11 protein-coding genes are annotated in these 12,371 nt (G+C 67.9%); 1 reads left to right on the top strand and 10 read right to left on the bottom strand.

Annotated elements, in window-relative coordinates; translation table 11 throughout:
• On the bottom strand, positions 1 to 272 hold a 272-nt coding region (locus tag AC1DT6_RS05470; protein ID WP_441637642.1), incomplete at its 3' end, for a citrate/2-methylcitrate synthase.
• Positions 273 to 341: 69 nt separating this feature from the next.
• Positions 342 to 1,250: a methylisocitrate lyase gene (gene prpB / locus AC1DT6_RS05465; RefSeq protein WP_035867779.1), complete on the bottom strand. Its 909-nt coding sequence runs from the start codon at positions 1,248 to 1,250 to the stop codon at positions 342 to 344.
• A gap of 289 nt (positions 1,251 to 1,539) precedes the next feature.
• Here prpB and prpR point away from each other — a divergent pair, with 289 nt between their 5' ends.
• On the top strand, positions 1,540 to 3,555 hold the full coding sequence (prpR, locus tag AC1DT6_RS05460; RefSeq protein ID WP_477101677.1) for a propionate catabolism operon regulatory protein PrpR: 2,016 nt from the start codon (positions 1,540 to 1,542) through the stop codon (positions 3,553 to 3,555).
• 12 nt (positions 3,556 to 3,567) lie between these two features.
• Here the strand turns inward: prpR and AC1DT6_RS05455 are convergent, their stop codons facing one another.
• From AC1DT6_RS05455 to AC1DT6_RS05420, 8 genes are all read right to left on the bottom strand, one after another.
• Positions 3,568 to 4,566: a cysteine synthase A gene (locus AC1DT6_RS05455; protein WP_441628694.1), complete on the bottom strand. Its 999-nt coding sequence runs from the start codon at positions 4,564 to 4,566 to the stop codon at positions 3,568 to 3,570.
• Positions 4,567 to 4,736: 170 nt separating this feature from the next.
• On the bottom strand, positions 4,737 to 5,060 hold the full coding sequence (locus tag AC1DT6_RS05450; RefSeq protein ID WP_235185115.1) for a putative quinol monooxygenase: 324 nt from the start codon (positions 5,058 to 5,060) through the stop codon (positions 4,737 to 4,739).
• 259 nt (positions 5,061 to 5,319) lie between these two features.
• On the bottom strand, positions 5,320 to 6,780 hold the full coding sequence (locus AC1DT6_RS05445) for an N-acyl-D-amino-acid deacylase family protein (protein ID WP_441628692.1): 1,461 nt from the start codon (positions 6,778 to 6,780) through the stop codon (positions 5,320 to 5,322).
• A 32-nt stretch (positions 6,781 to 6,812) separates the two neighbouring features.
• Positions 6,813 to 7,805 carry an ABC transporter ATP-binding protein gene (locus AC1DT6_RS05440; RefSeq protein WP_477101678.1) on the bottom strand — a complete coding sequence of 331 codons (993 nt, stop codon included), beginning with the start codon at positions 7,803 to 7,805 and terminating at the stop codon, positions 6,813 to 6,815.
• Positions 7,802 to 8,854: an ABC transporter ATP-binding protein gene (locus AC1DT6_RS05435; RefSeq protein WP_441628688.1), complete on the bottom strand. Its 1,053-nt coding sequence runs from the start codon at positions 8,852 to 8,854 to the stop codon at positions 7,802 to 7,804. The genes AC1DT6_RS05440 and AC1DT6_RS05435 overlap by 4 nt, the downstream gene beginning before the upstream one ends.
• A 16-nt stretch (positions 8,855 to 8,870) precedes the next feature.
• Complete coding sequence (locus AC1DT6_RS05430) at positions 8,871 to 9,773, bottom strand: ABC transporter permease (RefSeq protein WP_477114540.1); 903 nt, start codon at positions 9,771 to 9,773, stop codon at positions 8,871 to 8,873.
• 30 nt (positions 9,774 to 9,803) lie between these two features.
• Positions 9,804 to 10,739, bottom strand: coding sequence for an ABC transporter permease (locus AC1DT6_RS05425; RefSeq protein ID WP_441628684.1), 936 nt, complete (start codon positions 10,737 to 10,739; stop codon positions 9,804 to 9,806).
• A 40-nt stretch (positions 10,740 to 10,779) separates the two neighbouring features.
• A complete protein-coding gene (locus tag AC1DT6_RS05420) occupies positions 10,780 to 12,363 on the bottom strand; it encodes an ABC transporter substrate-binding protein (protein WP_441628682.1) in 1,584 nt (527 codons plus the stop codon).
• Between the last annotated feature and the right edge of the window lie 8 nt (positions 12,364 to 12,371).

Genomic DNA, 12,371 nt, shown 5'->3' with positions numbered 1-12,371 from the left:
GCCTTGACGTTGGCGGGCAGGCCGCGCAGGGCCTTGAGCTTGGCCTTGTAGGCGGTGAGTTCGGCGCGGGTGGGGAGCTTGCCGTGCACCAGCAGGTGGGCGATCTCTTCGAACTCGCAGGTCTCGGCGATGTCGATGATGTCGTAGCCGCGGTAGTGCAGGTCGTTGCCGGTACGGCCGACCGAACACAGCGCGGTATTGCCGGCGGTCACGCCCGACAGGGCGACGGATTTCTTCGGCTTCGGGGCGGCGAGCGGTTGCGCTTCGGACATGGGGGAGTCTCCTTGGGGAATGCTGTGCTGACTGATGTTGCTTACGATCGTACTGCTGTGCAGTTGTGCTTACTTGGCCTTGCCCTGGGCAAACAGGGCATCCAGTTTTTGTTCGAAGTCGTGATAGCCAATGCTCTCGTACAGCTCGGCGCGCGTCTGCATGGTATCGACCACATTTTGCTGCGTGCCGTCGCGGCGGATTGCAGCGTACACGTTTTCGGCCGCCTTGTTCATGGCGCGGAAGGCCGACAGCGGGTAGAGGACCATCGACACACCGGCACCACCCAGTTCCCCGGTGGTGAACAGCGGCGTAGCGCCAAATTCGGTGATGTTGGCCAGCACCGGCACCTTCACGGCGTCGACGAACTTGCGGTACATGGCCAGGTCGGTCATGGCTTCGGGGAAGATGGCGTCGGCGCCGGCTTCCACGCAGGCCACGGCCCGCTCGATGGCCTTGTCCAGGCCTTCCACGGCCAGCGCGTCGGTGCGCGCCATGATGACAAAGTTCTCATCGGTGCGGGCATCGACCGCGGCCTTGATGCGGTCCACCATCTCGCCTTGCGAGACGATTTCCTTGCCCGGACGGTGGCCGCAGCGCTTGGCGCCGACCTGGTCTTCGATATGCATCGCGCCCGCGCCGAACTTGATCAACGACTTGGTGGTGCGGGCCACGTTGAAGGCCGATGCGCCGAAACCGGTGTCCACGTCCACCAGCAGCGGCAGGTCGCACACGTCGGTGATGCGGCGGACGTCGGTCAGCACGTCGTCCAGGTTGGAGATGCCCAGGTCAGGCAGGCCCAGCGAACCCGCGGCCACGCCGCCGCCCGACAGGTAGATGGCGCGGTAGCCTGCGCGCTTGGCCAGCAGCGCATGGTTGGCATTGATGGTGCCGACGACCTGCAGGGGGTGCTCATCGGCCAGGGCCTGGCGGAAGCGGGCGCCGGCGGAGCGGGCGAGGTCGGAAGTGGAGAAGGTCATGATGTTCGCTTTGGGAGTGGACGGGCTATTAGCGCAAGGGGTGTGCCAGGCGTGCCCGGCTACTTGCCCCGGGGAATCGCTGCGACCGCCGTGCAAGGCATCAGCCGTTGTCAGGCTTGGCCTGGCGGCGATCCGCAGCCATTTGCCGCGAGTCATTGCGATGAAACCGGTACGTGCGTGAAATTTCAGATTTGAAAGGATTGCATTTCAATATTGAAATGCACGTTGCCTGCGCGCACAATCTCAAGATTAGCTTGCTACTGGCAAGAGCACTGTTTTTTCCGCTCCCATGACGATTGGCCTTCCCGCTCCGATCAACGCCGCCGGCACCGGCAATGCCGCGCGCCCCCGCATCTGGGCCATCGGCATCAGCCGCCTGTCGCGCGCCTTTGCCGACCTGATCCCCGGCTATGCCGCCCAGGCGGAATTCCGCATCGTCGGCAAGGGCTACGCGGCCGCCGCCAGCGCCGTCGCACGCGAAGCGCGCGAGGGCCGGCTCGATGCCGTGGTGGCGGGTGGCTCCAACGGCGCCTACCTGCGCCAGCATGTCGATGTGCCCGTGGTGCTGGTCAAGGTGACTGGCTTCGATGTGATGAGCGCGCTGGCGACGGCGCGGCGCATCTCGCCGAAGGTGGCGCTGGTGACGCACGCGGCTACCTATCCGGAGGTGGACGAATTCGTGCGGACTTTCTCGCTGTCGATCCCGGCCTACACGTACCTGACCGAGGACGATGCCGCCGCCCGCGTGAAGGCCCTCAAGCAGGAGGGCGTGAAGGTGGTGGTGGGGCCCGGCATGGTGACCGACCTGGCGGACAAGATCGGCCTGATCGGCGTGTTCCTGTACTCCGGCAATTCGGTGCGGGGCGCGCTGGAGGATGTGATTGAAGCGGCCCGCCTGCGCCGCATCGAGTCGGGCCGGCGCGACTACGTGAACACCATCCTGGCTCACCTCAACGAAGGCGTGGCCGCGGTCGACGCGGAAGGGCGCATCCAGACCTACAACCCGGCCATGGAGCGCTTTCTCGGCACGGCGCCGGCCGCCGCCCTGGGCCGCAAGCTGCAAACGCTGGCTCCGGCGCTGTCGCTCGACGGCGTGATGCAAAGCGGCAGCAAGGAGCTGGAAGCCATCCACAAGCTCGGCGACAAGATGGTGGTGGTCAACCGCATCCCCATCGTGACCGAGAACGGCACCGCCGGCGCGGTGCTGACCTTGCAGGACGCCAATGCCATCCACCGGGTCGACCGCAACCTGCGCTCGCGCAGCCGCGCCCGGCCGGCCGGGGTGCGCTACAGCCTTGATGATCTCGCCGGCGCTTCCCCCGCCATGCATCACCTGCGCGAACTGGCGCGTCGCTATGCGGCGGTGGATTCCACCGTGCTGGTGGGCGGCGAAAGCGGCACCGGCAAGGAAGTGCTGGCGCAGGGCATGCACGACGCCAGCCCGCGCCGGGCGTTTCCCTTCGTCGCGGTCAATTGCGCCGCGTTCCCCGAAACCCTGCTGGAAAGCGAACTGTTCGGTTACGAAGAAGGCGCCTTTACCGGCGCGCGCCGCGGCGGCAAGGCGGGCCTGTTCGAATCCGCCCACAACGGCACGCTGTTCCTGGATGAAGTGGGCGATATGCCGCCCGCGCTGCAGACCCGCTTGCTGCGCGTGCTGCAGGAAAAGCAGGTGCTGCCGATCGGCGGCCTGGACGCGGTGCCGGTCAATGTGCGGGTGATCGCCGCCACGCACCGCAACCTGGGCGAACTGGTCCGGCAGGGCAGCTTCCGCCAGGATCTCTACTACCGCCTCAATATCCTGCGCATCGAGATGCCGCCGCTGCGCGAGCGCGCCGGCGACCTGCCCGAACTGGCGGAACTGCTGTACCGCCGTGCCCAGGAACGCCTGGGGCAGCCGGCGCCGCAGCCGCTGCCGCAAGCGGTGCGGGCAAGGCTGGCGGGCTATGCCTGGCCGGGCAATATCCGCGAGCTGGAAAACGTGACCGAGCGCATTGCCGTGCTGGTGGCGGGGCGCGAGCTGGCGCCCCGGGATTTGCTCGATGAATTGCAGGCGGCCGCGCCGGAGTTGTTTGGCACGGAGCCGCAGGGCGATCCTGCGCCGCTGGCCGGCGGCTTGCGGCGCGCGGCGGCCGGGGCGGCGGACGATGCGGCCGGGGCCGGCTCGCTCGCGGGCGTGGCCCGCGCGAGCCAGGCAGAGCATATACGGCGCGTGCTGGCGGAATGCGGGGGCAACCGCGCTGCCGCCTGTCATCAGTTGGGCATCAGCGCCACTACCCTGTGGCGGCGCCTGAAAGAGGCGCCGTAGCCATGCCAGGGCTCAGTGCCGTGCCACGAGGGGCTGCGGCGTCAGCCCCTTGGCCGCCAGCCAGTCCGCATTGAACAGGCGCCCGGCATACAGGTCGCCGCGGTCGCACAGCAGCGTAACGATGGTGTGGCCGGGCCCCATCTCGCGGGCCAGCCACGCCGCCGCCGCCACGTTGATGCCGGACGAACCGCCCAGCCATAAGCCTTCCTCGCGCAGCAGCCGGTAAACCGTGTCGACGCAGGACCGGTCGTCGATCCGGACCGCATCGTCGATCGGCGTGTCCGCCAGGTTGGCGGTGACCCGGCTGGAGCCGATGCCCTCGGTGATGGAGTTGCCCTCGGCCTTGACCTCGCGGTGCTTGACGAAGTGATACAGCCCGCTGCCGTGCGGATCGGCCAGCACGATGCGCACGGGCGGGTTGCGCTCCTTCTCCTTCAGGAAACGCGCGACGCCGGCCAGCGTGCCGCCCGTGCCGGTGGAACAGACAAAGGCATCGACCTTGCCGGCGGTGTCATGCCAGATTTCCGGGCCGGTGGTTTCGTAATGCGCCTGGCGGTTGGCCAGGTTGTCGAACTGGTTCGCCCAGATGGCGTTTTCCGTCTCCTGGGCCAGGCGCCCGGCCACCTTCTGGTAGTTGTTGGGGTCGGCATAGGGCGCCGCGGGCACCGGGCGCACCTCGGCGCCGAGCAGCCGCAGGCGGTCCATTTTTTCCGGGGACTGGGTGTCTGGGATCACCACGATGCATCGATAGCCGCGCGCGGAGCAGATATGGGCCAGGCCGATGCCGGTATTGCCGGCGGTGCCTTCCACCACCGTGCCGCCGGGCTTGAGCACGCCGCGCCGTTCCGCATCGCGGATGATGAAGAGCGCCGCGCGGTCCTTGACCGAACCGCCCGGATTGAGGAATTCCGCCTTGCCCAGGATTTCGCAGCCAGTCTCCGCGCTCAGTCCTGCCAGCCGGATCAGCGGCGTGTGGCCGATGGTGCCGACGAAACCATCCCTGACGTCCATGATGTACTCCGGGTGATGCGCTCCGGATGCGCTGGAGCGTCACTCAAAGTGATAGATCGGCGTTGGGGGAATAACAAGCCGTGCCGGAAAAACCGGATGGCCGACGGGTTCGGCTTCGGCCGGAAAAGCGGGTTTTGGGCCACTTCGGGATGGCGGCCCTTGGGCGGCCGTCAGGCAGCGTTCAGCCACCGGAAATTGATGTCACCCTCAAGAAATTCCTGCCGGGTGTCGTGAAAATCACGCACATATTCGCTGTTGAGATGCGATTCCAGCGCGTGCCTGGAATTCCACTCCATATAAAGCACAAACACCTCGGCATCCTCGGCGTCTTCTCCCACGTGGTAGCGCAGGCAACCGGGTTCCATGGCGCCGCGCAGGCGCAGCGCGGCCAGCTTGGCAACCAGGACTTCACGGCGGTGAGCCTTGGCGCGCGCAATTCCGACAAGCGTGTACGTTGTGGACATGGTGTGAACGGCAAGCGTGTGGCGCGCCATTGTAGCCGTGCTGCCGGTCCTTGGGCCGAATGCCCGAGGGCGCTGGCCGGATATTTGGGCGGGTTGACAAGTGGGCCCGAGGGTGATGGCGGGGTGCGGCGCCGGCACCGGTGGGCATAGCGGGTTCGCATGCGCCTCATGCGCCTCAGGTCCCGTATGCGCCAGCCGGCATGTGCGTCGCTAAGCCGCAACGCCCGGAACTCGTGGCCGAGATCAAGGCGGTGGCGGCGGTCCGTAAGCAAGCGGCACGTTTCCCGCGTTATGGCGTGGCTTGCCGTGTGATCACCTGCCCGTTGCGCGCCCCGCTGTGCGCGCCGTGCCGCCACGTAATGGCACCGTTGACGATCACGGTGTCGATGCCTTCGGCCGGTCGGGCAGGGGTTTCGTAGCTGGCGGCATCGCGCACGTTCGCGGCATCGAAGACGACGATATCGGCATGGTGGCCCACCTCCAGCGTGCCGCGTTGATGCAGGCCGAAGTTGCGCGCCGTCAGCCCGGTCATCTTCCACACCGCCGTCTCTAGCGGGAACAGCCCGATCTCGCGGCAGTAGTGGCCGAGTACGCGCGGGAAGGTGCCCCACAGGCGCGGATGCGGGCTTTCGCCGACAGGAATGCCGTCGGAGCCGATCATGGTTTCGTCGAACGCGAGGATGCGCTGGACATCGTTCTCGTCCATCAGGAAGTAGACCGCGCTGCCGGGCTGCAGGCGGCGCGCGGCCTCGTCCTTGGGCACGCCCCATTCCCTGGCAATGTCGTCGAGATCGCGGCCCGCGCATTCGGGGTGCGGCTGGCTGGCGGAGATCAGCACCCGGCCTTCGAGCATGCCGCGGTCGGTGCGGATCATGGTGGAGCCGGCCGTGTACGGGTAGCAGTCGAGCGAGACGCACTGGTGCTTCATGGTTTCACGGATGAATGGCAGCGTGACCTGGCTCTTGCCGAAATTTGCCGTGTTCTGCACCTTGTGGTGCGACACCACCACCGGCACGTCGAGCTCGCGGCCGATGCGGAAGGTTTCTTCCAGCGACTGCATGACATGGTCGGACTCGTCGCGCATATGCGTCACGTATAGCGCCTTGCGCGCGCTGAGCGGCCGGCAGACCTCGATGATCTCCTCGGTCGTCGCCTTGGCGGCGGGCGGGTAGAAGGTGCCGGTCGACAGGCCGATCGCGCCGGCCTGCATGGCTTCCTCGACCAGTGCCCGCATGGCAGCAATTTCCTCGGCATTGGCGGGCCGGTCGAGCGCTGGCATGGTGACCGCGCGCAGGGTCGAATGCCCGACCATCGCCGCCACGTTGACGGAGCTTGGCGTGGCGCGCAACGCGTCGAGATAAGCCGCGAAGGTGGTGAAGCGGCCCTCGGCCGGCGAGTCGATCAGGCTCAGCGGCATGGGCAGGTCCATGTCGGCGCGCAACGGGGCGGCACTGATGCCGCAATTGCCGGCAATCACGGTCGTTACGCCCTGCGAGATCTTGAAGGGCATGGTGGCCTGCGACAGCACGGCCTGGTCATCGTGCGTGTGCGCATCGATGAAGCCGGGCGCGACGATCTGGCCCGCCGCGTCCAGCGTCCGGTCGGCCGTGTGCCCGGTCAGGTTGCCGATCGCCGCGATGCGGCCGCCGCGCACGCCGATATCGGCGCTGAAGCGGGGTGCCTTGCTGCCGTCGATCACCGTGCCGCCAGCGATCAGCAGGTCGTAGTGCGTGGAATTGGGATCGGACATCGGATTCCTCATTTTGGTCTGCAGCGAGTCGGTCAGCGGAAATGGCAGGCCACCTGATGCCCACCGCCGGCGGATGGCCGTTCGGTGAGGGCGGGCGCCTGTTCCTTGCATACGGCTTGCGCCAGCGGGCAGCGTGTGTGAAAGCGGCAGCCCGCTGGCGGGTTGGCCGGGCTCGGCGGGTCGCCTTGCAGTAGCAGGCGCCGGGCCGGCGTGCGCGGATCGGGCACTGGCACCGCGGACAGCAGGATCTCGGTGTACGGGTGGCGCGGTGCGGAGAACAAGGTGTCGCGGCCGGCCAGTTCGACGATCTGGCCCAGGTACATCACGGCGACCCGGTGGCTGATGTGGCGCACCACCGCCAGGTCATGCGCGACGAACAGGTAGGCGATGCCGAACTCGGCCTGCAGGTCCATCAGCAGGTTGACCACCTGCGCCTGCACCGAGACGTCGAGCGCCGACACCGGTTCGTCGCAGACGATCAGCTTGGGGTTGAGCGCGAGCGCGCGTGCGATGCCCAGCCGCTGCCGCTGGCCGCCCGAGAATTCGTGCGGGAATTTCTTCGCGGCCTCCGGCCGCAGGCCGACCTTGCCGAACAGCCACTGCACGCGTTCGCTGCGCTCGGCGCGCGACTGCACGCCGAAATTGCGCAGCGGCTCGCTGACGATCTCGCCGGCTGTCAGGCGCGGGCTTAGCGAGGCATAGGGATCCTGGAAGATGATCTGCAGGTCGCGCCGGCGCAGCCGCATGGCGCTGGCCGGCAGGCCCACCAGTTCCTCGCCGTCGAGCTGCACCGAGCCCGAGGTAGGCTCGATCAGGCGCAGCACCGACTTGGCGGTGGTGGTCTTGCCGCAGCCGGATTCGCCGACCAGCGAGAGCGTTTCGCCGCGCTCGACGGTGAAGGACACGCCATCCACCGCCTGGATGGGCGGCTTGCGCGGCGCCAGCCAGCGCTGCGGCGCGACGTAGTGCTTTTTGAGCCGGTCGACCTTGAGCAGGGGCGATGGCGTTGCGGAGTTGGTGCTCATGCGATGGCTTCCTGGGCTTCCCGGGCTTGCTGGTTGCATTCGATACGGCCTTCCTCGACCGCGAAGCAGGCCACCGCATGGTCTGCGCCGTGGCGCGTGAGTTGCGGGATCTCGCGCGCGCAGCGCGTGTCGGCATGCGGGCAGCGCGCCGCGAAGGCGCAGCCCCGGCGCGCTTCCTGGGGCGATGGCACCAGGCCGGGGATTTCGGCCAGGCGCTGGCTGCTGGTATTCATCGAGGGCATCGAGGCCATCAGCGCGCGGGTATAGGGGTGCAGCGGGCGGTCGAACAGGTCGGTGACATCGGCTTCCTCGACCTTGCGCCCGGCGTACATCACGATCACCCGGTCGCAGCACTCCGCCACCACGCCGAGGTCGTGCGTGATCATCACCACGCCCATGCCAAGCTCTTTCTGCAGGCGGCGGATCAGGTCCAGGATCTGGGCCTGGATGGTCACGTCGAGCGCGGTGGTGGGCTCGTCGGCGATCAGCACTTCGGGGTTGCAGGCCAGCGCCAGCGCGATCATCACGCGCTGCCGCATGCCGCCGGACAGCTGGTGCGGATACTCGTTGACGCGGCGCTCGGGCTCGGGGATCTGCACCAGGCGCAGCATTTCCACCGCGCGCCGCATCGCGCCGGCACGGCTTGCACCCTGATGCAGGCGCACCGTCTCGGCGATCTGGCGGCCGATCGTGAGCACCGGGTTCAGCGAGGTCATCGGCTCCTGGAAGATCATCGAGATGCGGTTGCCGCGGATGCGGCGCATCTCGCGCTCGCTGATCTGCAGCAGGTCGGTGCCGCGCAGCCGCACGGCGCCGCGGATGCGCGCCGGCGGCGTCGGCAGCAGCCGCATGACCGACAGTGCCGTCACGCTCTTGCCGCAGCCCGACTCGCCAACCACGCCAAGGGTCTGGCCGGCGCATACCGTGTAGGAGACGCCGTCGACCGAGCGGGCGGGGCCGGTGAGCGTATCGAAATGGGTGTAAAGCTCGTCGACTTCGAGCAGCGGCTCGCCGGTGGCCATGGCGGCGCGGGACATCGTCATCGTCATGAATGCGCTCCCTGGTTCAGAGTTGCCGCGCCAGGCGCGGATCGAGCGCATCGCGCAAGCCGTCGCCCAGCAGGTTGATCGCCAGCACCGTCGCGGCCAGCAGGATGCCGGGGTACAGGATGATGTGGAAGGCCACGGCCACGAAGTTGCGGCCCTCGGCCATCATGTTGCCCCAGCTTGGCGTCTKCGCCGGGACGCCTACGCCGAGGAAAGACAGTGCCGCTTCGGTCAGCACGGCGGCGGCGGCCACGAACGTGGCCTGCACGATCAGGGGCGCCACCATATTGGGCACCACGTGGCGCGCCAGGATCACCGGCAGGCGGGTGCCTACCGCATGCGCCGCCTCGACGAAGAGCTGCTCGCGCAGGGTCAGCGCCAGCGAGCGCACCAGCCGCACCACGCGCGGAACCTCGGGGATGGTGATGGCGACGATCACGGCGGTCAGGCTGGCCTGCGTGACGGCCATCAGCGCGATCGCCAGCAAGATGCCGGGGATAGCCATCAGGCCGTCCATCACGCGCATCACGAAGGCATCGGCCCAGCGCACAAAGCCCGCGGTGAGGCCGAGCAGCACGCCGAGCACGGTCGCGAGCAGGCCGACCGAGAGGCCGACGATCATGGAGACGCGGCCGCCCCAGACCGCGCGGCTGAACACGTCGCGGCCCAGCGCGTCGGTGCCGAACCAGTGCTCGGCCGAGGGCGGCTGCATGCGCGCCAGCGGGTCGATGTCCTGGGGGTCGATGGTGGCAATCCAGGGCGCGCCGATGGAGAGCACGGCGATCGCGATCAGCAGCAGCGCGCCGATGATCAGCGTGGGATGCTTGCGCGCCCAGTGCCAGCGCGGCAGCACGAAGGGCGCGTCGTCGGCGGCCACCCCTTCGGGGGCGGCGCCTTCGGTCACGGGCAGGGAAGTGGTCATGTCAGCAGGTCTCGCGGCAAGGAAAGGCGCTCAGTACTTGATGCGCGGATCGAACAGCCGGTAGCTCAGGTCGATCATCAGGTTGATCAGCACGTACACGCCGGCCGAGATCAGCAGCACGCTCTGGATCACCGGGTAGTCGTGACGCTGTACCGAGTCGACCACCAGGCGGCCGACGCCGGGAATGGCGAACACGGTCTCGGTAACGACCACGCCGCCGATCAGCAGCGCGATGCCGACGCCGATCGTGGTGGCGATCGGGATCGCCGCGTTGCGCAGCGCATGGCCCAGCACCGGCAGCACGCCCAGGCCCTTGGCGCGCGCGGTGCGGATGTAGTCCTCGTGCAGCACTTCGAGCACGGTGGCGCGCGTCATGCGGGTCACCAGCGCGATATAGACCAGCGCCAGATTGATGCAGGGCAGCACCAGGCTGCGCAACCATTCGCCGGCGCCGTCGGCAAGGCGCGCGTAGCCCTGTACCGGGAACCACGGCAGCTGGATGGCGAAGGCATAAACCAGCAGGTAGCCCACCAGGAACACCGGCAGCGAGAAGGCCAGCACCGCGAACAGCATCACCAGCCGGTCGATCCAGCTGCCGGCGCGGTAGGCCGCCAGCGTGCCCAGCGGCACCGCGACCAGCAAGGTCAGCAGCATCGTCAGCGCGGCGATGGAGACGGTGGGCTCCAGGCGCTGCGCCAGCAACCGGGCCACCGGTACCTGGGTGAAGATCGAGGTGCCGAGATCGCCGGTGGCAAGCCGGCCGGTCCACAGCGCGAACTGCCGCCACAGCGGCTGGTCAAGGCCCAGCGCGCCGCGCAGCCTGGCGATGTCGTCGACCGTCGCGAGGTCGCCGGCGATCAGCGCCGCCGGGTCGCCCGGCGACAGGTGGATCAGCAGGAATACCACCACGGCTACCACCGCCATCACGGGTAGCGTCGCGGCCAGGCGTCTGAGCAGGTAGCCCATCGTCGTGTCTCCTCGGTGGGGTCGTTCTTCGTTCTCTTTCTTACTTGTCGAGCATCCAGACCGTGGGCATGCCGGCCCACAGCTTGTCGATGCCCTTGAGGCTGGCGCGCGCCGCGAAGGCCGCCGAGTACTGGCCGGCGTTCACGTAGGGCACGGCCTCATAGGCGCGCTTCTGGAACGCATCGAGCAGTTCCTTGCGCCTGGCCGGCACGGTCTCGCGGATCCAGGCTGTGCGCAGCTCGTCGAGCGGCTTGTCGCAGGGCCAGCCGGGCAGGCTGTTGCCGCAAGCGGCGCTGAGGTAGGCATTGGTGACCGGTGAATTCGAATCGAACTCGCCCGCCACGGTCACGTACATATTCCAGCCGCCGGCCTCGGGCGCGTCGCGCTTGGCGCGGCGCGCGCCGATGGAGGCCCAGTCCATGTTCTGCATGTCCACGTTCATGCCCATGCTGCGCATGGTCTGCGCCGCCATCAGGGCTTCGGCGTTGAGCTGGGGCACGTCGGTCGGTACCAGCACCACCACCTTCTCGCCCTTGTAGCCGGCCGCGCCCAGCAACTGCTTGGCGCGGGCCAGGTCGGCCTTGCGGTAGGGTTCGGCACCGGCCGACGTATCGTTGGCGCCGCCGCAGATGAAATAGGTGGCGCAGTAGTTCATGCGCATATCGAGCGGATACCCCATGGCCGCGGTGAAGCGGTCCTGGCTCACTGCCTGCAGGAAGGCCTGGCGTACCTTCGGGTTGTTGAAGGGCGGATGGAGCTGGTTCATCACCAGCACGCCCTGGTAGGCGCCGCCCGAGCCGATCTTGACGCTGGTGTCGGCACGCAGCGGGGCGATATAGTCGGGCGGCACCTGTTCGACCAGATCGACCTCGCCGCGCTTGAGCGCCGCGATGGCGCTGTTGGCGTCCGGCAGGTAGAGCCATTCGACGCGCTCGAACTGGCTCTTCTTGCTGCCGGCGAGACCGCTCGCCGGTTCGCTGCGCGCCACGTAGTGCGGGTTGCGCACGAATACCGCCTTGTTGCCCGGTACCCATTCGTCGCGCTTGAAGACGAAGGGGCCGGAGCCGATCACCTCGGGCAGCGGCGCGGTGGCTGGCATCCTGGCCAGGCGCTCGGGCAGGATCACCGGGGGAAATCCCGAGGGCTTGGCCAGCGCGTCGAGCACCATGCCAAAGGGCTCCTTGAGCGTCAGCGTGAAATTGCGCGCGTCGACGGCCTTCCACTCCGCGCCGGCATCGCCCATGGCGCGGCCCAGGCTGTCGCGCGCGCCCCAGCGCTGCAGCGATGCGACTGCGTCGGCGGCAGTGACGGGGCTGCCATCCGAGAATTTCAGGCCGGGGCGCAAGGTGAAGCTCCACTGCTTGCCGTCCTTCGAGCTGCTGTACTTCTCCACCATCTGGGGCTGCGGCTTGCCGCTTGCATCCTGCGCGAACAGCGTGTCGTACACCATGTAGCCGAAGTTGCGCGTGATGTAGGCCGTGGTAAAGGTCGGGTCGAGGATCTTCAGGTCGGCGTGCGCCACCACCTTGAGCGTCTTGGTCTGGGCCAGCACGGGAAGGCTGGCACCAGCCAGGGCGAGGGCGCTCGCCGCGAGGGCGGCGGACAGCGGGGCATTCAGTTTCATCTGCGAGT

It is taken from the genome of Cupriavidus sp. 01L45 (genome assembly GCF_056399885.1).
This window is presented reverse-complemented; position numbering and strand designations above follow the sequence as displayed.

Bases quoted from the DNA above. Each gene is read 5' to 3' on its own strand.
- prpB (WP_035867779.1), bottom strand. From the start codon at position 1,250: ATGACCTTCTCCACTTCCGACCTCGCCCGCTCCGCCGGCGCCCGCTTC.
- prpR (WP_477101677.1), top strand. From the start codon at position 1,540: ATGACGATTGGCCTTCCCGCTCCGATCAACGCCGCCGGCACCGGCAAT.
- AC1DT6_RS05455 (WP_441628694.1), bottom strand. From the start codon at position 4,566: ATGGACGTCAGGGATGGTTTCGTCGGCACCATCGGCCACACGCCGCTG.
- AC1DT6_RS05450 (WP_235185115.1), bottom strand. From the start codon at position 5,060: ATGGCGCGCCACACGCTTGCCGTTCACACCATGTCCACAACGTACACG.
- AC1DT6_RS05445 (WP_441628692.1), bottom strand. From the start codon at position 6,780: ATGTCCGATCCCAATTCCACGCACTACGACCTGCTGATCGCTGGCGGC.
- AC1DT6_RS05440 (WP_477101678.1), bottom strand. From the start codon at position 7,805: ATGAGCACCAACTCCGCAACGCCATCGCCCCTGCTCAAGGTCGACCGG.
- AC1DT6_RS05435 (WP_441628688.1), bottom strand. From the start codon at position 8,854: ATGACGATGACGATGTCCCGCGCCGCCATGGCCACCGGCGAGCCGCTG.
- AC1DT6_RS05425 (WP_441628684.1), bottom strand. From the start codon at position 10,739: ATGGGCTACCTGCTCAGACGCCTGGCCGCGACGCTACCCGTGATGGCG.
- AC1DT6_RS05420 (WP_441628682.1), bottom strand. From the start codon at position 12,363: ATGAAACTGAATGCCCCGCTGTCCGCCGCCCTCGCGGCGAGCGCCCTC.